This window comes from Microcoleus sp. w1-18aA5 (genome assembly GCF_036701705.1).
Classification (GTDB): domain Bacteria; phylum Cyanobacteriota; class Cyanobacteriia; order Cyanobacteriales; family Microcoleaceae; genus Microcoleus.
In genome coordinates, this window is record NZ_JAUPTE010000044.1 from 26433 (window position 1) to 50454 (window position 24022).

The 24022-nt window shown below is 46.9% G+C and carries 21 protein-coding genes; 9 read left to right on the forward strand and 12 right to left on the reverse strand.

Going from position 1 to position 24022, the window contains the following annotated elements:
* Positions 1 to 237: 237 nt before the first annotated feature.
* Complete coding sequence (locus Q5691_RS16980) at positions 238 to 1110, forward strand: pentapeptide repeat-containing protein (protein ID WP_333216620.1); 873 nt, start codon at positions 238 to 240, stop codon at positions 1108 to 1110.
* Positions 1111 to 1256: 146 nt separating this feature from the next.
* Here the strand turns inward: Q5691_RS16980 and Q5691_RS16985 are convergent, their stop codons facing one another.
* From Q5691_RS16985 to Q5691_RS17025, 9 genes are all read right to left on the reverse strand, one after another.
* Positions 1257 to 2471 carry an FAD-dependent oxidoreductase gene (locus Q5691_RS16985; RefSeq protein ID WP_333216622.1) on the reverse strand — a complete coding sequence of 405 codons (1215 nt, stop codon included), beginning with the start codon at positions 2469 to 2471 and terminating at the stop codon, positions 1257 to 1259.
* Between the two features lie 228 nt (positions 2472 to 2699).
* A complete protein-coding gene (locus tag Q5691_RS16990; RefSeq protein ID WP_333311450.1) occupies positions 2700 to 4232 on the reverse strand; it encodes an NAD(P)/FAD-dependent oxidoreductase in 1533 nt (510 codons plus the stop codon).
* Between the two features lie 302 nt (positions 4233 to 4534).
* Positions 4535 to 5020: a CRR6 family NdhI maturation factor gene (locus tag Q5691_RS16995; RefSeq protein WP_333216626.1), complete on the reverse strand. Its 486-nt coding sequence runs from the start codon at positions 5018 to 5020 to the stop codon at positions 4535 to 4537.
* A 168-nt stretch (positions 5021 to 5188) separates the two neighbouring features.
* Positions 5189 to 7138 carry a DUF3685 domain-containing protein gene (locus Q5691_RS17000; RefSeq protein ID WP_333345792.1) on the reverse strand — a complete coding sequence of 650 codons (1950 nt, stop codon included), beginning with the start codon at positions 7136 to 7138 and terminating at the stop codon, positions 5189 to 5191.
* A gap of 47 nt (positions 7139 to 7185) precedes the next feature.
* Positions 7186 to 9387, reverse strand: coding sequence for a hypothetical protein (locus Q5691_RS17005; protein WP_333345795.1), 2202 nt, complete (start codon positions 9385 to 9387; stop codon positions 7186 to 7188).
* Between the two features lie 733 nt (positions 9388 to 10120).
* Entirely contained in the window at positions 10121 to 10585 is a 465-nt protein-coding gene (locus Q5691_RS17010) for a Fur family transcriptional regulator (protein ID WP_333216347.1), read from the reverse strand.
* A gap of 55 nt (positions 10586 to 10640) precedes the next feature.
* A complete protein-coding gene (locus tag Q5691_RS17015) occupies positions 10641 to 10808 on the reverse strand; it encodes a hypothetical protein (RefSeq protein WP_333216345.1) in 168 nt (55 codons plus the stop codon).
* 5 nt (positions 10809 to 10813) lie between these two features.
* Complete coding sequence (locus Q5691_RS17020; RefSeq protein ID WP_333216343.1) at positions 10814 to 11896, reverse strand: Hpt domain-containing protein; 1083 nt, start codon at positions 11894 to 11896, stop codon at positions 10814 to 10816.
* A gap of 82 nt (positions 11897 to 11978) precedes the next feature.
* The gene (locus Q5691_RS17025) at positions 11979 to 12233 is read right to left on the reverse strand and encodes a hypothetical protein (protein WP_333216341.1); all 255 of its coding nucleotides are present in this window, start codon (positions 12231 to 12233) and stop codon (positions 11979 to 11981) included.
* Positions 12234 to 12503: 270 nt separating this feature from the next.
* On the opposite strand from Q5691_RS17025, the gene Q5691_RS17030 reads away from it, so the two are divergent.
* The 4 genes from Q5691_RS17030 (at position 12504) to Q5691_RS17045 (ending at position 14725) form a co-directional block, all read left to right on the forward strand.
* Positions 12504 to 12764, forward strand: a complete 261-nt coding sequence (locus Q5691_RS17030; RefSeq protein WP_333076422.1) for a sulfiredoxin — start codon at positions 12504 to 12506, stop codon at positions 12762 to 12764.
* Positions 12765 to 12861: 97 nt separating this feature from the next.
* Positions 12862 to 13410, forward strand: coding sequence for a DNA starvation/stationary phase protection protein Dps (dps, locus tag Q5691_RS17035; RefSeq protein ID WP_333311448.1), 549 nt, complete (start codon positions 12862 to 12864; stop codon positions 13408 to 13410).
* A 44-nt stretch (positions 13411 to 13454) separates the two neighbouring features.
* The gene (locus tag Q5691_RS17040) at positions 13455 to 14159 is read left to right on the forward strand and encodes a helix-turn-helix domain-containing protein (RefSeq protein ID WP_333311447.1); all 705 of its coding nucleotides are present in this window, start codon (positions 13455 to 13457) and stop codon (positions 14157 to 14159) included.
* Between the two features lie 239 nt (positions 14160 to 14398).
* On the forward strand, positions 14399 to 14725 hold the full coding sequence (locus tag Q5691_RS17045; protein ID WP_041623653.1) for an STAS domain-containing protein: 327 nt from the start codon (positions 14399 to 14401) through the stop codon (positions 14723 to 14725).
* A 56-nt stretch (positions 14726 to 14781) separates the two neighbouring features.
* On the opposite strand, the gene Q5691_RS17050 is transcribed toward Q5691_RS17045, so the two are convergent.
* Complete coding sequence (locus Q5691_RS17050) at positions 14782 to 15918, reverse strand: PP2C family protein-serine/threonine phosphatase (RefSeq protein ID WP_006632014.1); 1137 nt, start codon at positions 15916 to 15918, stop codon at positions 14782 to 14784.
* A gap of 432 nt (positions 15919 to 16350) precedes the next feature.
* Here Q5691_RS17050 and Q5691_RS17055 point away from each other — a divergent pair, with 432 nt between their 5' ends.
* Entirely contained in the window at positions 16351 to 16875 is a 525-nt protein-coding gene (locus Q5691_RS17055; protein ID WP_333345798.1) for an ATP-binding protein, read from the forward strand.
* A gap of 15 nt (positions 16876 to 16890) precedes the next feature.
* On the opposite strand, the gene Q5691_RS17060 is transcribed toward Q5691_RS17055, so the two are convergent.
* Together Q5691_RS17060 and Q5691_RS17065 are read right to left on the reverse strand one after the other, a co-directional pair.
* Complete coding sequence (locus tag Q5691_RS17060; RefSeq protein ID WP_333331553.1) at positions 16891 to 17658, reverse strand: DUF1350 family protein; 768 nt, start codon at positions 17656 to 17658, stop codon at positions 16891 to 16893.
* Positions 17659 to 18235: 577 nt separating this feature from the next.
* The gene (locus Q5691_RS17065) at positions 18236 to 19261 is read right to left on the reverse strand and encodes a glycosyltransferase family 2 protein (RefSeq protein ID WP_333216329.1); all 1026 of its coding nucleotides are present in this window, start codon (positions 19259 to 19261) and stop codon (positions 18236 to 18238) included.
* A gap of 1088 nt (positions 19262 to 20349) precedes the next feature.
* Here Q5691_RS17065 and ggt point away from each other — a divergent pair.
* From ggt to Q5691_RS17080, 3 genes are all read left to right on the forward strand, one after another.
* Positions 20350 to 22077, forward strand: a complete 1728-nt coding sequence (gene ggt, locus Q5691_RS17070) for a gamma-glutamyltransferase (protein WP_333345801.1) — start codon at positions 20350 to 20352, stop codon at positions 22075 to 22077.
* 505 nt (positions 22078 to 22582) lie between these two features.
* Positions 22583 to 23461: a choice-of-anchor L family PEP-CTERM protein gene (locus Q5691_RS17075; protein WP_333216325.1), complete on the forward strand. Its 879-nt coding sequence runs from the start codon at positions 22583 to 22585 to the stop codon at positions 23459 to 23461.
* An 82-nt stretch (positions 23462 to 23543) separates the two neighbouring features.
* On the forward strand, positions 23544 to 23966 hold the full coding sequence (locus tag Q5691_RS17080; protein WP_333216323.1) for a helix-turn-helix domain-containing protein: 423 nt from the start codon (positions 23544 to 23546) through the stop codon (positions 23964 to 23966).
* The last annotated feature ends 56 nt before the right edge of the window (positions 23967 to 24022 follow it).

A 24022-nucleotide genomic window follows, 5' to 3' on the forward strand; every position in this document is an offset into this window, starting at 1 on the left:
CCTCAGTACGATCGCAACGCTTGCCGAAGCACACTAGAGACCCACGATAAATCAAGGGTTTCAGACTATGACCTCAAAACGGTCGGGAATCTGGAAAAAGCACAAAGTATATGTATAAATATAAAGTTAATTGTCAGCTTTCTTGAAAGTGCGATCGCGTCCGCTCCATTTGAGATAAAATACTTATAAAGAGTGTTTATTTCTAAATAAATTTCCGCTATTAGGAATGTGACCAGTATGGAAGTAACCGAGCTGCTCAAAGAATACGAAAATGGAAACAGAGACTTTGCTGACGCAAACCTCAGCGGAGCAAACCTCAGCGGAGCTATGTTGGTCGGCGTCAACCTTTCGAGGGCTAACCTGTCGGGAGCTAACCTGAGTCGGGCGCATCTCACCAAAGCAGAACTCAACGACGCAAACCTTTACAGGGCAAATCTGAGTTTTGCCAAAATGGGCCAAGCCAGACTAGCAGACGCAGAGCTTACAAAAGCCAATCTCAGCGGAGCTTTCCTCGTCAAAGCAAAACTGCCCAGGGCAAAGTTGAGTGGCGCCCAACTCATCGGTAGCAACCTGCGGAGCGCCATCCTCTGGAACGCCAATTTGTGTACAGCCGACCTGCAATTCATCAATCTGCGGGGCGCTAACCTCACGGGAGCTAACCTCAACTGGGCCAACTGCGGAGGGGCAAAACTCAGCGGTGCAAAGCTTTTTGGCGCTCAACTAACAGGCATCTATCTCAGGAAAGCTTACATCAATGGCATTGACCTGAGCAGGACGGATCTCAATGGCGTCAACATGAGCGAAGCCAAACTAAACGGGGTAAACCTGGAAGGCTCTAACTTGTTAGCTGCCAATCTCAGCGGGGCTCAGTTGCGGGGCGTCAAGTTGATGGGAGCAGATTTAACCAGGGCAAATCTGGTGGGAGTTTCTTTGGTGCAGGCAAACCTCGATTGGGCTAGGCTGTGCTATGCAGACTTGAGCGAAGCCGACTTGAGCGGGGCAACGTTCACGGGAGCCAACTTTGAGGGTACTCAGTTAGCCGGATCAACCATGCCCCCATCTATGAGCAATGATGTCTACTTAACTGCAGCACGTGGTGTCGCAGCTTAGGCAAGGTCAAAAATTAATTTCGCATCCGAGTGGACGACTCTCGCATGGGTTTAACTTTTGATGCAGACATCATTACTTTTGTGAGAGTGTTGCACCGGCAAGAAATTTACTGATATTTGCGAGAGTTTGTAGCATCACAATTGAGTTCACCCGATTAATTTCGCGACTCGCAAAGCAGAGGTAATGGCTCCTTCGTGCAAACCATCCCCCAAATAAGCTCCCGCATGATAAGTGTGGTTCTCGCCATTAGTCTCGATAACTTCATCTCGATATCGAAAAGACTCCACAGTGTACAGCGGCGTGTGATGTTTCTGAATGTGAATAATGTGCTTTTGGGCGATCGACTCCTGCAGTTGAAAAGCTAAACTGTACTCTCGTGGCGAGGAGATGCCGCAAAGCTGATTCAAGCTCGCATTATATCCCCATCCCTTCTCCGTCTCGAAAAAATCAAATTCTGATAACTTGCGGATACCGTAGCGATCGTACATCGATGTATCCGAATGCAGTACAGTGGTTGCATAATTGGCTTTCCACGCCGAAAACCGCTTCGTTTCCGCCTCCGTCGGATCAGACAATAGCCTCATAACTTGATCGGGTGGCATCGCAAAAACGACCTTATCAAATTCCTGGATTTCCCCATCAGAAAGCACGATTTTTACAGCATCCGCACTTCTAAAAATATTGGCAATCTCCACATTTAGCCGTATATCGCCCTTAAATCGCTCCAAAATCTTTTCAATGTAAGAATACACCCCGCCTTTAATCCTCACCCAGTTGACCGAGGCATATTCGCGCAAAACAGGCATCGCTAATTCCGCCGGAAAATTGTCGAGTAATTCAAACGGTATCGAGTAGCTATACATCGTCAGCAACTTCAGCCAATAATTGCGGACGCACGAGCTTTTCAAAGACTCCGAAAGCGGCACATCGTAGAAATCGTGCTGTTTAGCAAACCGCATTTTTAAAATAAACCCCGCCGAACGAGCGTAGAGACTATCAAGCCGCAAATACTCGCTCAGACGTTGGATTCCGGTGAAATTCTTTCGGATAGAGACCGCAGACAAAAAGTGAGTGCCATCTTTAAAAAACAACGCTGAACCAATCTGCACGGGTTCTAATTCAACGCCGAGATCCTGCATAAAAGCCACGAAATTGTAAAACACAGTCGGAAATTCTAGCACCCCATTTTCTAATATTTCATTGCACTCAGATTGATTGGGTACAACATTTTTGTTCAGCGTCCTAATGTGTCCGCCTAAAATCGGCTGACTTTCCAACACAGTAACGTGATGCCCCTGTTTATCGAGCCAGTAGGCTGCTGCCATACCACTGGCTCCGCCCCCAACAATTGCAATTCTCATAGTTCACTCCTACTTGATAGAATGGAACATTAATCATCGAATGCTTAAGAGGTGTTGAAGAAACGATCCGATCCCCCCTAACCCCCCTTAATAAGGGGGGGGACAAGAACCTTTTTCTAGCTTTCTCTCGTTGCCAGGTTGGATGTGATGCCCTTTTTATTTTTTAGTCTGCGGAGGCAGACTTCGTTTCTGTAGTAGCGATTTCAATCGCCGAGTAACCAATTCCTCCTAGCCTAAAATCGCATCGCCGGATAAACTTTGATAAAGCAGCGCCCCCGTCCAAAATGTCGGTGCAAAGCCGGGATAGCCCGAAGAGGCGTTGCAGAAATAGAAATTGTTGAGGGATGTTTCATGATTTAGTCGATCGACTCCCATGTTGCGCGGCGTCAGGGTGGAACCGTAGGAATTACCGTTTGGACACCAACAGAAGCGCTCGTTAGTCGTCGGACTTCCGGTAATATGAAAGACCATGTGTTTGCGGAAATTCGGAACATAGTGTTTTTCCACAACATCTAAAATCGAGTCCAGAATCTCTTGTTTCTTCTGTCTGTAAGCTTTGCGATCTGTCTCCCAAAGTTGTTTAAAATAGCTGTAATTAGCAACAGTCAGAAATTCGACAATTTGACAATCTTCTGGACAATCCCGCCGCGCTTCCGTCAGTAAAGTTGGCGTTGTAATTGCAAAGCTCGGACGAGAAAAATCATTTCGATCGTACATTTGAGCAAAGGCTTCATTCAGATCCAAGTGCTCAGAATGAAACGTATTCCACTTGCCAAATCCATAGTCTCGGAGATCAATATCTTTGACAACGCAGTACACCATGTAGTTAGATGCAGAATACTCATAGTTGAGTTTCCGCCGCACTGTTTTAGAGAACAGTTCCTCTCCAATCATTTTGGCTGCTCTTTTCGGGTCAAGGTTGCAAATCACCGTGTTGCCCGTGAATTCATGGGTTTGATGGGTGGTCAAATCCATCGCTTCAACACCAGTTACTGTTCTGTTTGTCACCCTAAAATTAGTGACTTCATGGTTTAGTAGAACTTTTCCCCCGTTGGATTCAATGACATTAACTAAAGAATTGATGACAGATTCAAAATGCTGCGTCGGGTAAAATGCACCTTCTTGATAGCCTCTAAACAAGGCAATCCAAGCATAGAAAGAAAGCTGATTTGGGGGCAGCAAAAAGTCAGGCCATTGCAGGGCTAATAGGGTTTGGGCGGCTTGCGGGAGTTGGAACTTGTCGAAAACGTCCTGAAGTGTACTATTGAGATGTTGGACGGCACAGAATACGTCACCGAAGTTTTTGAGCAATTCAATTGGTTTGACGGGAGGAGCGAGTTTTCTTAGTCCTTCGCCGGTTTTCTCGACTTCGTTGACGAATTTGCGAATTCTCTCGCCCGCTTCGGGAAACAGGGCCGACAATCGGCGGATCAGTTCCTCTGGTTCGGAGGGAATATCCAGCTCATACCCCGGCATTCTCATGTGGTCGTAGCCATTCGGATCGTACCGTTCAAAGGTGACATCTCGATCGAGACCGAGTTTTTTGAGAACTCGATTGACTGTATGTCCTTCGCCGCAGTCCCAAACGTAGTGGAATTGGGCATTAAAGGTGTATTTTTTGGCCATCGTAAAGGTGTGACCAAAGCCTCCGGGGTGCTCGTGAGCTTCGAGGATGTGTACGGTTTTGCCGGAGTTTGCCATCAAAGCTCCGAAAACCAGTGCTGATAAACCACTGCCGACGATGAGGTAATCTGTTTTCATGGTAAATTTCCTCGATCGATTGAATCGGGCGATCGTTGTCTATTTAAACTAACTCTCAATTCTGAGAAAATTGTGAAGTCCAGCAACAATTTTTTGAGGCGCGCTGGTTTAAGAATGGTATTAAAGTCTGATGGCGGTTGCTGTTAAGTTTTATTAAGCTGTTGTGGATGGAACTTATAGCAGCGGAGGCGGACTGGAAAACCCGCCCCACAAGGGAAGAAACCGAATTTCTACCTTTCTACTTAGTCTTTCGGTATAGAGTCGCCTACCTAATTAGGACTATGTTAATTTGAGCGAGATGCTTATTTGTGGGGCAAAATCACATCAAAAAAAGCATCCTCCAAATCATAACCAAACATCTGCGACATCGCCATCAACTTCGATTTACTGGGAATTCCCTGCTCATTCAACCAATCAGTCAACACAAAAATTTTGTTCATCAAAAACATTTCCAAAGCTTCAGGATTGTACTGAATACCTTGGGTGCGGTGGAACTGGTGCGGCACCAACATCGCGGCATAGCGCGCCAATTCTCCCGCTTTCCAATCCAGCAAAAATGGCAGCCAAGGATAACAAGCATCCAAGCGAATAAACCACAGCCGCACTTCGGGAATTTCCGAAATTTCTCGCGGATCTAACTCTTCGCGCGGATACTCAATTTCAAATTGTAGCTGTTGTTCGTTTTGGGCGATCGCTCCTTCGGCCAGCCACTTTTCAATCACACTCCGCACCGGAGACAAATCTAAACTGTTTATGCGATCGGCATCTATCGATATCATAATACTCATAAAAAGTCAACCCATTTTAATTTTTAGATTAATCCCACAGATGAATCCGGGAGGCGAGTACCCAATTGCTTGATTGTCAACTGTCTACCATTTAGTTATCATACCACCACCTATAAATATTTTAGCTCACTAATGACTACGAAATAATGACTAATGACTAATGACTAATTACCCATTTTTCCCAAACTTGCTATCTTGCAAAGAATTACCAATCCCCTGGATAATTCCCCGCCCAATCAAACCAATTCCTCGCCCTATAACCTGAGTCAAAACATAAACAACGCCAGCACCCAACAACGAAATAACCGCGCGAACTCTAGGTGCGATCGCATCCCTGGTTTCCAGCACCAAAGTTAAGGCTAACTGCCAGCCAGAAAGCTGTACTAACTCCAGATTTCTTGGAGCATAAATAGAAATTTTTTTAATTCCAGAATCGCCCAAAATAAACAGCCAAAACCTGCTTTCAAAAATAGCTTTCGGTTCCACAAAATATCTATCCCAGCTATATCTCCACGACAACTCATTCCGAAACCGCTCAATTTCTCGCGTCGAAATCAACTTACCATCGTAAAAAATTTGCTTAATTTCTTCAATATTTGCCAAATTATTTAGTAGAGGCTGTACCACTCCGCTAGCAACTTGAATTGCCAAATTTTCCAACAAAGCTTCAGCTCGCTGCATTGCTGCCGGGCTGCCAGCAACACAAGAAATATTGTCAACAGTTAGAGGAACTTCAAATAGCAAATGTGCAAAAAAATCAACTGTCATCGGTATTTTATCAAGGATTTCTGCTGCAACTACATCAGCATCTGCCAGCAGTATCGGCACAACTTCTACGCCGCTACCTGCCAAGAGATAAGCAGCGCTTCCCTCTTGACTTTCTCCCAGTTTCAAGCTTGTTTGACTCCCATCAAAAACCAGATTTTCTACCGTTGGCAGTGTATAGTATCTGCCAAAAAAATCTATGATTGTCGCCTCCCACAAATCCCGTAAAATAGCAGGCATTTTTTGCGACAATTGAGTTTGCTGCACTTGCGAAAAGCGCAATTCTTCCAGCAAATCCTTTAACTTATGCAGGATGGAAGTCATCAATTCACGCTTTTTGGTCGATCGCAAAATATCGATTTCCAAAGGCAAGCCAGTCAAATTCACCAAATCAAACTGCAATTTAGCTGCCGCCGAGTCAAACAAGCTACCTTGCCAATTAGTTGCAACCACCAAAGATTCAGCCGAAACTTGGGAATTCGCTAATTGCGATTGAGAATTATTTAACAAATTCTCGCCTCTCATTTCCTCTTTCTGCTTTCGGTCTTCTATCCTCTGCTTTATGCCTTCTGCCTTCTGCCTTCTGCCTTCTGCCTTCTCCCCTTTTCCTTCCAATAAGAACTGACTGACAATCCAGCGAGCTGCCAGCAATTCTCTGCGGCGCCCGCTGAGAACAACCCCATCTAAAATAGAGGGCAAATCTGTCGGATTTGCCGCTTTAATCTCTTGCAAATCAGCTTGAACAACCGCCAAAGTTGCATCTATTTCCCGTAGTCCAGACTGACAAAAATAAGCCAGCATTTTTTTGTGTACTGGCGTATCAACTGTCGAATTATCTGCATTGTTATCGGCAATTACTGCGGAGTTTTCTACTGTTTGAACCACCGCTGCATTTAGTTCTATTTCCGAGTTCGTTGTCGCATCCGTCGCCCAATAAGTGCGACCAGATGCCACCGCGCGAATAGCTTCGATTGTCAAGGAAATATCTCTACCTTTAGGACAATAGCCATTCGCACCCGTCGCCTGTACCTGAGCCAACAGCTCTGGTGTGAGCGGCCCGCCTAGCAGCAACAGGGGGAGGTTGGGGTACAAACTTTTGAGTTCGCGACAAAAGGCCAGCGCCTCTGTTTGGCCCGATCGCAAATTTAAAGTCTCAACAGCCAAAATTACCAAATCTGCGGGCTTCTTGGCTGCTACCGAGTCGATCGAGCGAGATTCGAGAACCCGCAAAGCCTCGGTTGCGGTTGAAATCTCTGCAACAACTTGCAAGTCTGGATACTGCTCGCAAGCTACTCGCAGCCCCAGCCGGAAAATGGGGTCGCCCTCGATCGTCAGCACTTGGAAATTACTCACTTGATTTTAGATTTGAGATTTTAGAGAGCGATCGTGCGAAAACCCAATTACTCCGGGAGCAAATTAGCATCAGGAGGCCCAGCCGATTCAGGAATCGAGGGCGGCGCGGGTTCCGGAGCCGGAGCGGGAGGAGCAGGTTCCGGAGCCGGAGCCGGGGCCTCTTCTCTCGCGGGCGGATAGTAAGGTTCCGGCTCTGGCGCGGGCGGATAGTAAGGTTCCGGTTCCGGCTCTCTAGCAGGCGGATAGTAAGCTTCCGGAGCCGGGGCCTCTTCTCTCGCAGGCGGATAGTAAGGTTCCGGAGCCGGGGCCTCTTCTCTCGCAGGCGGATAGTAAGGCTCTGGTTCTGGCGCGTACTCCTCCTGTCGCGGAGCTGGCGCGTACTCCTCCTGTCGCGGAGCTGGCGCATACTCGCGAGCGGGTTCCGGCGCGTACTCGCGAGCGGGTTCCGGCGGCGCACTGTTGGCTCTGAGTTCAGCACTCCAGCGCCCGATCGCACCTGCTGCCTCTGAATACAGCGCCCTACCGTAACCGATTTGGGAAGCCGTATCGATCGCCGCTCCTAGACTGCCTTGAGATGCCAATGCCGAAGCTCGATCAAGAATCGGTCTATCTTGAGCAACTTGCAGTTCACTCACCCACTGATAGACATTATCCTGAGCTTTCGCGTACAAAGTCCTACCGCTCTTAATTGCCGAAGCTTTTTCAATAGCAGCACTAAGTTTTCCTTGCTTCGCCAGGGCGATCGCTTCATCCAAAAAAGGCTGATCTTGAATAACTTCTATACGTTTCGTCCACTGAGCCAAGAGAGTTTGCGCTTCTATCCTGCGGGGGCGGTTTTGAGCAACCAGGGCTAACTGAGCCATACCGCCCTTGAGTCCTTCAACCGTCTGCGGTTCTGCCAACTGCTTCGCCAAAGTCAGAAAAGATTGGTCTTCGATCCGCTGAATTTCCCGACGCCAAGCAGCCACCAAAGTTTGAGCGTGAACGCGCCGTGGCTGCTTAAGTCCAATGGTTTGCGCTTGCTCGATCGCGAGTCCAAACGTTCCTATCTGACCGACACTAGCGATCGTACTCGCCACTTGCAGCCGCAGCAAATCTTGAAACTGCACCTGCAAATTTTCAATTTGAACTTGAGCTTGCTTGTACAGAGGGCGACCTGGAGCTATTTTGCTAGCAGCCCCCTGCCCTTCAAGCAAGCTAAAAATGTGTTGTGGCAGCGGAGTTGATATCGACTGGTTCCACGTCACTGCCTGAGCTCTACCCAACTGCATCAAATCTTGAGCTTCCGCAAACAGTAGCGAATCCTGTGGCACAACAGAAGCAGCCTCGATCGCCCCCGGCAGGTCTTTCGCCCCCAACCGCTTAGTAGCCATTGCCAGCAAAGTCCGGCTCCAGCCCTCAATTTCCTTCTCAGCTTTAGCGCGGGCAAAAAGCTGCGAGTCTATTTTGCGAGCCAGGACGATCGCCTCAGCGAACTTTTGCGGAGTCTCGTCCTTCGCCAAATCTCTAGCCTCTTCCAAGCGCTGCCAGCCGTTTCTTTCCAAAGAAATCTGCTGGATCAGCTCGTTGTACCGCTTTTGACTCCAGAAAACATTTTCCAGCTTGAACAAAGCTTGAGCATAATCCCAAGCCTTCCTTAAATCCTCACTTTTCAAAGCTGCTAGGGCTGTATCGTAGAGTTTTTGGCCCTCCTGCCAATTTTTTTCCCAAGCAGTCACAGCCTCCTGTACCTCTGGGTAAGACGGACTGGTTTTCGGAATTTTCGCCACAATCTCCAGAGCGCCTTTCAAATCGCCCCTCTCAATTTTTGCCCTGGCAAATCCCAGAATGGCTTTCGACCATTCCCCTATCAAATGTTGACCTTGCGAGTATAGCGGATGTTCTTTCGGCCAAGCCTGCACCAGTGCCATTGCCGATTCTAGCTGTTCTAGCTTGCCCGACTTAGCGGCTTGCTGAGCGCAGTAAAGTCGCTCTCCGTCCGCCGCCAGCGGCGACAGTTGCTGGCAATTGGGCGGCGGCGGCATCGTCAGTAACCACAGAAATGCAGCGGCCCCCGTTACTCCAAATCCCACCAGGAGACTCAGCCAGATTAGCTGCCACTGCCAAAAAGTTCTTTTCCCCTCGGTCGGCAGCGCCGTTACTGAGGAACTCGCATCGCCTGTCGCCTCTGCACTGAACTGTGCCGTCGGTTTGAGGGATGGGTTGTATTGCGGTGGTGTGTGGAATTGGTCAGATTGTCGTCTCGCCATTACTTCAGCTTGTCCTGTAATGCGCACTCTTCACGTGACACTCCCACATCAAATCATAGATTGTGATGTCGGCTTCTGACTCCTGTTAAGGAGATCGAGAACTTCCTTCAAGGTACTGGCAATCTTTCCCTCTACGGCGTTTTATAGTGAGGTTTGTGTCTGGCCCCACTGGTTGCTTCCGAGTATTTTAGGCTCCCGAAGCACGTAAATCATACCAGTTATCTAACAGTTATTGACAGATCCCGGGGCCGTTTAGCAGAAAAAACAGTATAAAGCCCCGTCAGTCGAGCAATTTTAGATTTTAGATTTTAGATTTTAGATTTTAGATTTGACTCCACAGATGGATTGGGGGAGCGATTAAACTAAGGTCTAATATTAAATCCGGGTCAGAAATTCCATTATCAGACTCAGCGGTTGAAACCGCAACTACACTAAATTTCGTCTCCTCCAAGCCGATTAAAAATAAAGGGGCATTACAGCCGGATTTGGTCTACACTTTTAGGTGTACCGGGTAGAAATGATTTTTTGGTTTAGTCGTAAATTTTATTCCCGATCGCCCAACTTGTCGATCGAGTTTCATTTTTCTGTTTTCATTTTTTTTCGACTGTACCAAATTCCGGCTGGCGACGGCAAAAAAACCGATCGAACCCAGCTAAATACTTAAATCATTTTATACCACCGATCCACCCAGTACAAATATCAGTTTTGCTTCCAACAGCCGCTGCTTTATCCGTTACGAAGCCTTTGGCGTATCGCTGACACTCGATGCTTCCGTGGCGGACTCGGCAGAGCGATATCCGTAGAAATCTATCCGGTAGTCTACAATTCTGACACCAGTTTGCTGTTGGATTTGTTCGATCAATTCGATCGGCAGTTCCACATGAACGTCGAGAATCTGAGCCGTATCAAGACAATTGACGTGAGAGTGAGAGTCGCTGACATTGCCGTACAAGCGTCCCTCCGAACGTTCTATGCACTCAATAATCCCTGCTCTCGACAAAGCTTCTAGATTTTGATAAACAGAAGTATGCCCGATCGAATGCGCTTGTTTGTTGAGGCGATCGTAAATTTCGCGAGCCGAGAGGTGTTCTTTTGCCTCCCACAAAAGTTCTAGAATAAATCGACGCTGGCGGCTCAAGCGCATTCCCATCGCCTGACAGCGGTTTAAAGCATCTTCTAATGAACTAATTGGTTTCACAGCTACCGCCTTATAAAGCCTGCTCGATTTTTAATTCTGGTACAATATTGCACGCCTACATATCCACTAATTCTAACGCAGGCTTGCCCAACAGTAGAAGGTAGAGGGCAAAAATCTCGAATGAGTGAATTTTTTCGAGTTGCTGCTCAACGAGCGGCTGCCAGCACCCCCAGAAAATTATCCGCCTCACAAATATTGCTTTGATTCTATCTTCTACTGCCACACCTCCTAGTTCGAGGATTTGATGGCGTTAACCAGTAACTTGGCGATTTCCGAGAGTTGCTTTTTGTTGAAAGTTTTGAGCAAAAGCTTGACTACCGCCTTCGGTTCAGCCGGAAGTGCGACTTGCTTCGACGCTGCGGCTGGGGCGGCTGGGGCGGCTGGGGCGGCTGGGGCGACTGGGGCGGCTGGTTTTGGGCTTGCTGCCAAAAGTAGCAAATTTTTACTCGGAACGATCGTCTTGACTTTCCCCACTTGTACTAAATCGCCAGCTTCCTTGAGTTCTTTGATAATCAACGGAGCTAAGACTTTATAAGAGTTTTTGGGATTAACGATCGCAGATCTAGCTGTTTTTACTAAATTTTGCCAAGTCTCTACTTTACCTCCCAATTTATAGAGGCGAACGCACACAGCCGTCAACTCAGAGCGACTAGCAGCCGATTCTTTCTGCTTGAACACCTGCAACATTTCTTTGAGTAAAGTCATCACTTCAACAGCAAAATTTGGCGGCACAGCGCCCGCTGTTGAAGCAGCGGGGATACCAGACCCAGCAGCAACCGCCTGCACTTTCCCTGACGCCAATTTATCGAGGTGAGTTTCGAGTTGAGCAAAAACAGGCATCACCTGCTGCACGAGTTTTTCTCCCTCTTCATTCCTCAAGCCGAAAGGCCCCTCCAGTCGCCCCAGCAAGTCCTTAAGCGTATCAACTCCCTTTAAAAATAGGGATTCTGCCGTTTGGTCAACCTGCTTGACGGGCCCGTCCTTGAGCACCTTAAAACAATCTTCCAAACGGTGAGCGGTTGTTTTAATACTATCTAAGCCAAGCATAGCCGCCCCTCCTTTCACGGAATGGGCGGCTCGAAACATCTCTTGGACGCTTTCGGGGTCTTTCATTGTGGACTTTAAATCCACTAAACCATTTTCTAGAGTATCGAGGTGCTCCTTAGCCTCCTCTATAAACAAACGCATTATTCGGTCTTGCTGATCTGACACGACAGTCCTCCTAACAATCTGTGCACCCTCCAGAAAGCACCCTCTTCGCGGGAGAAAACACGACTCCTGCCAAAAGTCGGAAGCTCCCATGCAAAACATTCTAGCCTGCCTCAGCTAGCAGACTCAAAATACTCGTATCAGGGCAATCTTAGCTCTCAAACTGGTGCGGTGGAGATTGAGGCTAGAGTTCTGAGGGAGTATCTGGAGCGACTTCAATACCCATTCCTTGTTTCATCATCTGCTGATTCGTAATCAAGTCGCTTAACTCCTTGACTTCGACGCCGATGTCTTGGCAAGCCTTTTTCAGTTCCCGCTCGAAGGTGTTGAGGTCGCCTCCGTAGCCGCAAAGCTTCGCGGCTGTGGCGATTCCTTGTTGGGCGTTAGCTTTGGCGCAGTCGATCAATTCAATGCCTTTGAGGGGTTGGGAGGATGCCATAATTTCAAGCCACAATTTATATTTTCTCCCACTGTACCTAGAACGTTGAGGTCGATCGATCTATCGAAAGGCATGAAAAATCCTGCCTGTGCTAAGTGTTGCCAATTCATAGCTATTTGTATGGGATTTCCCGACCAGATAGCAGTAGTTGCGATTTTCTAACCCCCATATTCCCAGCAAAAACAAGGTTTTTGCGTAAGTCCTCATATTTATTGACAAAACGAAGTCATAACGAGTATGATTTAGCTATAAGTAAAAAAGAGAGCCGCCATGAGGATAGAAGAAATTCCCCTCAACCAGATTCGCCGCCCCCTGCCGCGAGTCAACGACCAAACCAAAGTCGCCGCCCTCATGGAATCGATCCGCGAGGTAGGTTTAAACGAACCCATCGACGTGCTAGAAGTAGATGGTCAGTATTACGGATTTTCCGGCTGCCACCGGTACGAAGCTTGCCAGCGTCTCGGTTTAGAAACTATCCGCTGTAATGTACGCCGAGCTCCCCGTGCGGTGTTGCAGATGCACCTAGCCTGAGCCTCTCAAGAGAAATTCACCACGCAGGCAAACATTCAATCGCCCAAACCTTTCTAAGATATTCGATCGACAATCACTAATAACAAGCTAAAAACCTATGACTACCAACAATCACAAACAACATCTTTACCCCACCCGGATCGATATGTCAGCCGCCACCCGCTCTCAAGTAGTGGGGTTGCTCAACGCCACGCTGGCAACGACTCTGGACTTAAAAACTCAAGTCAAGCAAGCTCACTGGAACGTCAAAGGCATGGACTTCTACCAGTTGCACTTGCTATTTGACGAAATGGCAACAGAACTCGAAGAATACATCGATTTGGTTGCCGAACGGGTCACAGCTTTGGGCGGTTTGGCTGTAGGAACAGCCCGCACAGCCGCCGCAGATTCCATCCTGCCAGAGTTTCCTTTCGACATTTTAGATGGGAAAGAATACGTGACGGCTTTAGCCGATCGCTACGCACCCTACGCCCAACACCTGCGAGTCGCCATAGATAAAGCAGGCGAACTCGGCGATGCCGATACAGCGGATCTGTACACCGAAATTTCGCGGACAATTGACAAGCGTTTGTGGTTCCTAGAAGCGCATTTGCAAGGTTCTGCGACAACTGCAACAGCCGCCGCCGAAAAAGTTGCCGTCAAATAGCCACAAAAACAGTTGTGGGGTGGGTGTCCGAGCCCGCCCCACAGATGTATTTCCTTAAGGCTCGTGACAGTTTACGATCGAGAATATGTCCATTTATTAATTTGGATGAGTTTTTCGTGACTGCCAATATTCCAGATTATGCTCCTCAAATGCAACGCCTGATGGAACAGGCGGGGCTTTCGAGCGATCGAGAACTCAGCCAAAAAGCAGGAGTTTCCGAGATCCAGCTAAGTCGCCTGCGTCGCGGTTTAGCTTTGCAAACCAGAGCCGACATCCTGCTCAAAATTAGTCAAGCTTTGCAAATTTCCTTAACCGAACTGCTGGCAACCTTGACCCCAAACTATGTAGAGTTAGAACCGGCACCACCGACAGCCCTAGAACAAGAATATCAGCGCCTGCAAGCTTCGATCGAACAGCAGCGAGAATCTTTGATGCAGGAATTCCAGCTATCTAGCGTGCAAATTTTAGAATCTTGGATGTTGCAGTGGCCGACTGCTGCGAGCAAAGCTCAGGAAAATCACAACTTGCGGGCTCAGAAACTACTGCCCTTGCTGCGGCCTGTCGAGCAGTTATTGGAGCATTGGGGAGTGGAGTCGATCGCCCCAGTCGGAGCCCAGATTCCCTACAACCCCCAACAGCACCAGCTCATGGAAGGAACAGCCGAACCCGGAGAACCCGTCAAAGTCCGCTACACAGGGTACAGACAAGGCGACAAACTGCTCTACCGCGCCAAAGTTAGCCGAGTTTAATTAATACCAGAAGGCCTTGGGCAGAACCAAGATTGTCCCTATCTCAAAATTCACTCCCGGCGAAGCGCTGCGACTGAGATCGGCGTTACGATCCGCGACGAGGAGCATCTTTTGCACTCAAAACTATTCTCCCGCTTTCAGGCTTTGGCGCTTTCCCCCTCTCTTATTTGGATCGGAGTCCATCTCGCAGCTATACTAGCCTAGTCTGGCTAGAAATTCTGACATTCCCACCGCAAAATATGAGTCCTGTAGTTAAAATTATTCAGCCCTCTGGCATTTTAGACGGCACCAAGGCAAGTCAATTCCGCCAAGAGATTAGCGACCTAGTGGAAGCGGGAGCCGATGTGGTATTGATAGACTTCACTGATGTGACATTTATGGATAGTTCTGGTTTGGGCGCTTTAGTCTTGGCGCTCAAAACAGTCCGGGCCGCTGGGAGTCAATTAGTTGTCTGTTCTATCAACGAGCAAATCCGCATCTTATTTGAACTCACCAGCATGGATCGAGTTTTCGAGATATTTCAGACCCGCGATGCTTTTAATAGCAAAATTCTCTCAACTAACTAAATCTTTGGGCTGCTGCCTTTGTGCTATTTGGTCACAGATGCACTGCAAGAAGTCAGCTAGCCAAAGTTTACCTTGAGTAAAGACCAATCATCATCAAAAACTGCTTTAGCGTTCAACTTTTGAATGTAGTTCAAAACCAGCTCTAACTGGTCGGCACTTGCACCGTTGTAAGCTGCTAACAGGTCTACGAAAGGGTCAAGCCCCCAGATATTGCCGTCAGGTTGGTGGATCTCGTATACCCCGTCGCTAAAGATGTAGAGAGTGCTCAAATCCTCTACATCGCAGCAATTATCGACATAGGGGGCGTCAGGGAACATCCCGACCGGCATTCCGGGGGTTTTTAATCGCTGGATTTTAGCGGTGCTCGCAGGGGACTGGGAAATCAACACGGCTGGTGGATGGCCGGCGCTAGCATAAACTAGCTGGCGAGAAATGCGGTTGTAAACGCCGTACCAGATGGTGAAATACTTGTCATTTTGGTAGCTCATCTGGAAGGTGGTGTTGAGGGCCCGCAAAACGTCGCTGGGTTTGTAATAGTCTATGTTGGGGAGCGTGCGCGATCGCAGCAAATTCAGCACCGCCACAGAAGGCAGCGCCGCCCGCAAACCGTGACCGGCTACGTCGAGCAAGTAAATCGCCAAATAATCGGCATCTAGCCAGTTGTAGTCGAAGCAATCTCCACCCAACTGCCGGGAGGGAATGAATTTTGCCTCAATGCTGAAAGGTTCCGTCATCGGATCTGGCAGCAACGATTGCACGTACTCGGCGGCCTCGGCTAACTCTGCTTCCAGACTTTGCTTGGCTATTTTCAAATCTCGGCTGAGTTGGTGCAGCCGCAATCCGGCGCGTACTCTCGCCTGCAATTCGTTGAGTTCAATCGGCTTCGAGATAAAATCGTCTGCACCGGCGTCGAGGCCTTTGACTCGATCGGCGATCGAACCCAAAGAAGTCAACAAAAAGAATTGTGTAGTTGACAGATCCGGATCTGCCTTAACTCGACGGCAGACATCGATGCCGGTCAAGCGCGGCATGATCCAATCGCAAATTATCAAGGCCGGACGCAATTTTTGCGCCTGGGCTACACCGTCTTCGCCATTGCTTGCTACTGTTACTTCGTAACCCTGTTTTTTCAGGGTTCTTCTCAGTAGTTCTTGAACAGCCGTATCATCGTCAATAACCAGAATTTGAAACATGGGCACTTAGGTACTACAAGTTTTTCAAGGTCTGGGGGTCATTTAAAATATATCCTGTCAGCGCCCTTGTCTGAGATTGAGTATAGTTGATTGACATCGCTTTCGAGATAATTGCTTTTGAGGACAGGTCGTTGAGTCCAATTTACGTTAAAATTTGATAGAAATTTGGCGCGATCGAACTTCACTCAGTTTATACTCAGAATATAAATTTTTATAGACTTTTATTTGCCACAGGCTCTGGTTGACATAAAAATGCTATTTATGGTATAGTGACCAACCGATTAGTGGATTAGACATTTATCCACGGCCCACCAAAGCTAGTATCCTCAAACTACCATTCAATTTTGCCGTCGTTATACTTTGTCTCGTTTTATTTTATCGGGTTGTATTTTGTCTCGTTGTATTTTGCCCACCGGCCGATGAAGAACTTCTGTGGTGAGCGTGATTGAATTAAAGGGTAAGGGTTCCGAAAAGTTGCCGATGCTAAAAAAAGCGGATATTCAAGTCAATACAGGTCTGAATGGATTAAGCTGGGTTTTGTCGTGGTTTGCACAATTGTACGACTCGCGAATTCCTACAAGTGTGTGGATAAGGTGTCAGTTGGCTTTGGCTGAGGGCTTTACGAATGCGGTGCGTCACGCCCACAAGGGCAAACCAGCGGATTTGCCTGTTGACATTCAGGTGGCTGTGTTCGCTGACTCTTTAGAGATTAAAATTTGGGACTCGGGCGATCCGTTTGATTTAGAGAAAAAAATCAAAGATATTGCGGAAAAAGTCGATATTCACTCTCCGGGCGGGCGGGGCCTAAAATTGATCAAAGACATCGCAGACAGTATTAGTTACGAGAGAATGGCTGATGGACGAAACTGTTTGTCGATGGTCAAAAATTATACTCCTGTCTCAAGGCCGAACAATGAAGATGATATTTTGGAAGTGGTAGAGGAAATTTCTGATTAATGGGTTGATCGGATTTTAAACGCGCGACAGAGGATTAAGCCACAGCAGAATTGTCCGTTTTAATTCATTTAATTCTCGATACACTTCTTGTTTGACCCACTGCCCGATCGCGTCGAAAGGTGTAAAAATTTGACCCACAGGCCAGCTAACATCTTGCCCCAAGGGCGTTTGGTGGTTGCCTGCTAGAGTCTGAACGGTAATCATGTCGGGAAATCGTGCTTTTAGCAGTTTGGTCAAAAGCAGGGTTTGGTCGATGTTGTCGCCGTTAAATTTGACTAAAAGATTGCGCCGAATTTGATAGCTATCTTGGACGAGGCGATTAGTCTCTTGCGGGGAAGGGGTAAACTCGACGTTAAAGACAGGGGAAATTTGCTCGACGATCGGGATTGCTTCGGATGCCGCATAATTGTTGAAAGAAATCAGAATATTGCCTGCCCTTTCTATGTCAAACACCGAACCAATCAGGAGGTGGAGTTTGCATCCCATGCTGTGTCCCATACCGTAAATGGGGAGATAGGAAGATTTGAGCAATTTAGTGGCGCGCAGGCGATCGAGGGCATTTTCAAATTTGTTGAGGACATCGCGGGCGATCGCAATATGATCCAAAGTATTGACAAACGGCGTTGCTACTACAACATATCCTTGATTCCCCAAAGCCTCTAACAGCCAGCGATAGGTGAGTTGCGGTGCTGTCGCCACAAATGCACCACCGAGAAAATGTACGATCGCGATCGGTCTTGACGGAATTAATACCCAGTTGCCAGAAATTTCTTGCCAGTCCATAAATTCAATCTAATTCCAAATAAAAAGGCGATCGTCCTCTGAAGGTAAAAGGCAGAATGTTTTATAAATTTTTGCTTTTATTTTTTGCATCAAAAAGGGGTTTGCTACCCATTTTTTAATTCCAAAAACTTTCCTTTTTACTTATACATTATTTATTCTAACTGTTGTGATGGCAAATAGCACGGCTGGCGATCGCTGCTATTAGTGCCTTGTATAGGCTTGAAGCTAGTGGCAGAATAAATCAAGACTGACATCCGATCTCGCAAAAATTTTTATATTGTCTGCCACTGCACGGCTGCAAGCCGCTGTAGCTGGTATTGCGGGTAATTGACCCGACAGAATATTCGCAGTCAAATACGGATCAAGACCCCAACATCGCGTATTAATCAGCCCCTAGGCGATCGGCTTTGATTTGGCTTTATTGGCAGCACCTAATTTCTTGACTAAACCCGCATATAGCAGTTCTCAATCTTGGTGAGGTATACCCTATGCTTTATGCTCTATGCTCTATGCCCCCTTATCAAGCGTGCACCTCATGTTACTGAGAAAGGCTATACAACTATAACATCCTTTAGGATCAACCCCCGATTTCAGACGATCGCTGGGAGTTTAATTCTGCACAATGACCAATACCTTCTGCCGTTTGATGACTCAACTTTTCGTGAGTTTTCATCCATTTCCACTTGTGCACAGTAGCTTGAGGATTGAGCACTGTGGTAGCCACGCCGTAAACAATAGTCGGCAAAACCTCCCGATTTAACCAACTTTGTCCCACCTTTCTCATGTAGTGCAGTGCCAAAACTTCTCGAAATTTGTTAAGCCTTTGCAAAAGCGGCAAATTCTTAAAACATAACTCTTCGTACTCCTGGAGTGATAACTCTTTTTCTCCCCGCAAGCGCCGCAGTTGGTTTTCCTTGACACAATCAGAAGCTATGCGCTTCTTCAGCCAGTGTTTATCTGTGAGAGAGTTCCCTCTAATTCGATAATTTCCCAAAGGTTCTGTCGCCGCTAGCAAGCCATACTTTTGAGCAAGTTTAGTAAATAACTCTGTATCTTCTCCTACCTGCCAATCTTCTGCAAAGCCGCCTTCTTGGAGTAGAATAGAGCGATAGACTACAACAGAAGACGGGAAAACCCACGGACTTTCGCCTGTCTCCTTAATCGCCTGCATTTCTGCTTTAGTTGTAGGATAGGTGGGAATGTAACTCAACTTGTTGCCGCGCTTGTCTAAATATCGCAAAGCGTGAGCCACAGCTTTGACTTCGGGATTGTCTGCGAGCATCTTTAAACAAACTTCTAACTTATTGGGTTCCCAGGTATCGTCGCTGTCGATAAACGCTACATACTCGCCTGTGGCGCGATATATCATTAAATTTCTCGACTTAGAAACCCCGTAATTTTGAGGATTCCTGAAGTATTGAATTCTCGAATCTTGCTCGACCAGCTTAGCAGCAACTTTGTCAGTAGTGTCAGTAGAGCAGTCATCAACAATTAAAACTTCTAAATTTTTGTGGGTACCATTGAGTACGGAGGCAACTGTCTCGGCCAGAGTGTCGGCAGCATTGAATGCAGGAATGATTACACTTATTTTTTGGCTATTCATAACTTGCATTAAGGTGTGGTTTGGTAGTTGTTCACCGAAGTATAGTATCGAAGCCTACACTCTGACTCATTTACGTGCAAGTACCTGTAGTCAGAAAACTTGCCTACATACTGCCAATATAACAGGTTTACCAACGTGAGTGTTATCTACCATAAGGAGGGGACAGCCCTTAGCAGGCGGAGTGCAGACTATTAATTGGCGGGCAATTTTTCAGACACAAAGGCGACGGCTGCGATGGATTGAGGGTTTTGTCCGGGGACTGGAGCTGTCCTAAATTCGATCGCATTTTTTTGCTTTAATAGGACTTACCAAGAAAAACCCGACCTCACCCAAAATTATTGGTTTGATAACTATATAGCTACTAAAAAATTGCAGTTATGACTCAGTTCGATTCCGGTTAATCGCTAATCATAATTTTTTTATTGCGCCAAAACTGGGAATGAGGAATTTGAAATTTTCCTCCAAACCTAATTACAATTATTTGATAAATTTCTATATCAAGAGTCAGTAAAACATGGTTTACTGATTAACCGAAAGTCGAAAAAATTCCCAAAAAAAGCTATAACTAAGTCTGTTCCAGCAATCGTAAATCATTTGTGAATTTCTTACTGCCTCCCTTGGTAAAGTTGGGGTGGGGTAAAAAAATACGACTCATTTGGAATTACTCTATGTGTTGCCTTACCCTAGCCATCACCTAAAATACTGATTGTTTTGCTGTTGCTTAATCAGCCTAGGGAACAAAAATAATTGGAAAATTCAGAAGCTTTGTGAACCAGGGTTTATATGATTGGCATCTTTAGTTTTTCCTACCTTAAATCAGCCACACCCTTTTTCTGAGTTTATCAGCTTTTTTGAAATCGGTATTCTATCAAAAAAACTGCTTTTGCAAACTTGTTTAATTATTAAATTGCCACCGTCTGTCCCTGATTTGTCTCTTCCTCTTGTACCCCGATCGCCTCCCAGGGTCAAATCGTTTTCCCGTCTGCCATAACAGGTAATTTATCTGCGATTGAACTTAGTACCGCTAGGTTTTAGGGAAGATGCTCCTAAAAGTATACTATAAAAAATCCTCGCCTCACGCGTAAAAAATGTTGCCAAATTTCTTGAGCAAAGTGCGAATTTATACTTCTTGCCTAACTGTCTTGGTGTTGGGTAGCTGCCAGCAACAGCTACAGCCAACCTTGCAGCAGCAGCGCAGCCAACAGGGGATGGCAGTTTCGGCTCACCCTCTGGCGAGCGCTGCAGGGCTGGCCCTGCTGCAACAGGGCGGCAATGCAGTGGATGCGGCGGCTGCTGCGGCTTTGGCGATTTCGGTGGTGGAGCCTTTTTCGGCGGGTATCGGTGGCGGGGGTTTTTTACTGCTGCGGCGGGCGGAAACGGGGACTGCGCAAGCGCTGGATTTCCGGGAACGAGCTCCGAAACGGGCGGCGCGGGATATGTACCTCGACAAGCAAGGCAAGGTGCGCCAAAGGGCAAGTCTGGACGGGCATTTGGCGGCGGGTATTCCGGGTACTGTTGCTGGACTTTATACGGTGCACCGCGAGTATGGTAAGTTGCCTTGGGCCCAGGTGGTGGCGCCAGCGATCGCCCTGGCTGAAAAAGGCTTTCCGGTAAGTTCGCGGTTTACGACGGCTACCGGGCGACGACAGGATGTGCTCAAAAAAAACCGGGCGGCGCTGGAGGTTTTTACTCGCGGTGGCATTTTATACCAGCCGGGTGAGCTTTTGGTACAGCGGGATTTGGCGCGGACTTTGCGGCAGATTGCGCAAAATCCGCAGAGTTTTTATACCGGGGACATTGCGCGGGCGATCGCCGCCGACATGGCTAAAAACGGCGGTATTATCACTCTGGAAGATTTGAAAAACTATACGCCGATTTGGCGGAATCCGGTTTGTGGCAACTTTCGCACTTATGAAATTTGCGCGATGTCGCCTCCTTCTTCCGGCGGCGTTCATTTGTTGCAAATCTTAAATATTCTGGGAGATACGGAGCTCAAGAGTTTGGGAAGGCAAAGTCCAGATACTTTGCACTTACTGGCGGAGAGCATGAGGATTGCTTATGCCGATCGGGCTGAGTATTTGGGCGACCCGGATTTTGTGAGTGTACCGGTCAAAGCTCTGACTAGCAGGAATTATGCCAAATTGAGACGATCGCAAATCCAAATGTCAAAAGCCCGACCCTCCAGCGAGGTAAAGGCTGTTGACACTGAAACTTTGAACCGTCTCCTGTGGGAGTCTCCGGAAACTACGCACCTTACGGTAGTTGACAAAGAGCGCAATGTAGTAAGCTTGACATTTACGGTGAATGGCGGTTTTGGGGCTGGAGTCGTGGCCGCGGGTACGGGAATTTTGCTCAACAACGAGATGGATGATTTTGCAGCGGCGCCGGGAGTGCCGAATTTGTTTGGTTTGGTGGGCGGGGAGGCAAATTCGATCGCCCCGGGCAAAACTCCTTTATCGAGCATGACGCCGGTCATCGTGACAGAAAATGGCAAATTTCGCCTCGCTGCAGGGGCTCCCGGAGGCAGCACGATTATTACCACGGTGTTGCAAATTGTACTGAACGTATTGGTTCACGACATGAATGTCGGCGATGCTGTGTCTGCACCTCGGATACACCACCAGTGGCAACCCGATCGGCTGAGGGTGGAACGGGGAGGTTTTGAGGCTGCAACGCTTTCGGAGTTGCGGCGGCGGGGACACCAGATTGTTGAAGGTGACGGCTGGGGCAATGCCAATGCGATCGTCCGGACTGCAGACGGTTGGTTGGAAGGGGCTGCCGATCGGCGTGGCGAAGGAGAAGCAAGGGGGTTTTAGTCAACAGTCAGTCGATTAGAGATTTTAGAGCGGGGCGAGACTTTGGCGACTCGACGATTTTAGATTTACTCCACAGATGAATCTGGAATGTTGAACTCGGATCAAAAATTTTGATCTCTCTACGACAGGAATCGGGGGCTCCTATGGTTTTTTTGGGCGAAGTCATCTTTCATAAGTCATTAGCTATTAGTCATTAGCTATTAGTCATTAGCTATTAGCCATTAGTCATTTTGGAGAGCGCCAACGGTATCAAAACCCGGTTTTTTGGGTCTCCAGTGCGTAACTCCTGAAATTATTAGTCTGTGTAAGTGTATTTTTGCATCCGTATTTTTGCGCTGAAGTTTAGAGGCTGAATAATTGCCAAGAACTACCCAAAAAATTAGCCCCAAAAAACGTATATACACTTATGTGTAAAGTTATTGTAAAGGCCCTAGACATTGATACTTATATAATGTAAAAATGAAGTTGGGCATTGGATCAGGTTTGTATCTTCCAGGAAAAATTTATGATAATTACTCACAAAATTGCTGGCTTAACAGCTACATTAACTACTGCTATGAGTTTGTTGGCAGCGCCAGCAATGGCATTTTCGGTAGGGGCAACTAATAACACTGAGACTTTAAAAAATAATTTATTGGGGACTAATACAGCCGGGTTGAGTAATTTCTCTGTTTCAATTACGGGTAATTCGGCTGCTTTTGGTACTTTCACTAATGACCCCTTCGGTTTGACATCAGGTGTTGTTCTGAGCACTGGTAAAGTCACCGATATACCGGGTCAGAATCGGAAAGATAACTTCACGACACAGGACAGCGATTTAAGCACGGATTTTGGTGCTAAGGGTGAACAAGGGGATCTGACTCAGCTAAACCTCAGCTTTTTTGCTAATAGTACGGTTGAAAAATTGTTCTTTCAATATGTATTTGCTTCTGAGGAGTTTCCTGAGTTCGGCGGTTCTAAATATAATGACGATTTTGAACTGCTGTTGAACGGCACTAATTTGGCAAAATTGAGCGACGGAAAAAGAGTTACGATTAATAATCTTGTTCCAGATCCATATAATCGCTCTAAAGATCACCCCGACTATATTAACAACCCAAGTTTGACAGGTATTGCTGCTAACATCGTTAAGCTGGACGGTTTTACTAAAGTTTTAGGTTTTGAGGGTTTGCTCAAGCAAAATCAGACGAATGTTCTCAGTATCCGCATTAAAGATGTGGGCGATGGCAAGTTAGATTCTGCTGTATTTATTCAAGGCGGTTCTGTGGGGACGGTTCAACCTGAACCGGTTCCCGAACCGATGACTGTGGGGGGTTTGATGGCGGGAGGCGCTATGCTGGCTGCTGGACGAAAGTTACGCAATCGCCGTGGCGGAAGTAATTAATAAGTAAGTAGGTCGGCGAAAAAAAACAAAACTATGTTAAGATACATAAAGAAAGGTATAGCTTTAGTGAGATAATTAATATATGGGCGCTCGATTAAGAGTATTTCTGACTCAAAAGCAAGACAAAACCCTATTTAATCTGAGAACGGCGAAAGTACCACAGAAAGTCAAAGATCGAGCAGAAGTAATCAGGTTAAACGCAAATGACTGGTATGTTGAGAAAATAGCTACTCACTTTAACTGGGCTTCACAAACAGTGAGAGCAGTCTTACATAAATGGGAAGAATTTGGTATAGAAAGCCTTTGGGAAAAACCAGGTAGAGGGGTAAAAGCCAAATGGAAAGAAGAAGATATAGAGTTTTTGTCAGAATGCTTAAAAAAAGAACCACGTACATATAACAGTTTTCAATTAGCTGATAAATTAGAAAAAGAGCGCTCTATTAAATTAAGTCCCGACCGACTAAGACGGGTACTAAAAAAAAAGGGTAAGCTGTTGTGCATTTAAAACGCATAGTGGTATAATATAACATAATGATATTCAGACAAAGTGAATGCCTGCTA

Bases quoted from the DNA above. Each gene is read 5' to 3' on its own strand.
- Q5691_RS16980 (WP_333216620.1), top strand. From the start codon at position 238: ATGGAAGTAACCGAGCTGCTCAAAGAATACGAAAATGGAAACAGAGAC.
- Q5691_RS16985 (WP_333216622.1), bottom strand. From the start codon at position 2,471: ATGAGAATTGCAATTGTTGGGGGCGGAGCCAGTGGTATGGCAGCAGCC.
- Q5691_RS16990 (WP_333311450.1), bottom strand. From the start codon at position 4,232: ATGAAAACAGATTACCTCATCGTCGGCAGTGGTTTATCAGCACTGGTT.
- Q5691_RS16995 (WP_333216626.1), bottom strand. From the start codon at position 5,020: ATGAGTATTATGATATCGATAGATGCCGATCGCATAAACAGTTTAGAT.
- Q5691_RS17005 (WP_333345795.1), bottom strand. From the start codon at position 9,387: ATGGCGAGACGACAATCTGACCAATTCCACACACCACCGCAATACAAC.
- Q5691_RS17020 (WP_333216343.1), bottom strand. From the start codon at position 11,896: ATGTTTTGCATGGGAGCTTCCGACTTTTGGCAGGAGTCGTGTTTTCTC.
- Q5691_RS17025 (WP_333216341.1), bottom strand. From the start codon at position 12,233: ATGGCATCCTCCCAACCCCTCAAAGGCATTGAATTGATCGACTGCGCC.
- Q5691_RS17030 (WP_333076422.1), top strand. From the start codon at position 12,504: ATGAGGATAGAAGAAATTCCCCTCAACCAGATTCGCCGCCCCCTGCCG.
- dps (WP_333311448.1), top strand. From the start codon at position 12,862: ATGACTACCAACAATCACAAACAACATCTTTACCCCACCCGGATCGAT.
- Q5691_RS17040 (WP_333311447.1), top strand. From the start codon at position 13,455: ATGTATTTCCTTAAGGCTCGTGACAGTTTACGATCGAGAATATGTCCA.
- Q5691_RS17045 (WP_041623653.1), top strand. From the start codon at position 14,399: ATGAGTCCTGTAGTTAAAATTATTCAGCCCTCTGGCATTTTAGACGGC.
- Q5691_RS17050 (WP_006632014.1), bottom strand. From the start codon at position 15,918: ATGTTTCAAATTCTGGTTATTGACGATGATACGGCTGTTCAAGAACTA.
- Q5691_RS17060 (WP_333331553.1), bottom strand. From the start codon at position 17,658: ATGGACTGGCAAGAAATTTCTGGCAACTGGGTATTAATTCCGTCAAGA.
- Q5691_RS17065 (WP_333216329.1), bottom strand. From the start codon at position 19,261: ATGAATAGCCAAAAAATAAGTGTAATCATTCCTGCATTCAATGCTGCC.
- ggt (WP_333345801.1), top strand. From the start codon at position 20,350: ATGTTGCCAAATTTCTTGAGCAAAGTGCGAATTTATACTTCTTGCCTA.
- Q5691_RS17075 (WP_333216325.1), top strand. From the start codon at position 22,583: ATGATAATTACTCACAAAATTGCTGGCTTAACAGCTACATTAACTACT.
- Q5691_RS17080 (WP_333216323.1), top strand. From the start codon at position 23,544: ATGGGCGCTCGATTAAGAGTATTTCTGACTCAAAAGCAAGACAAAACC.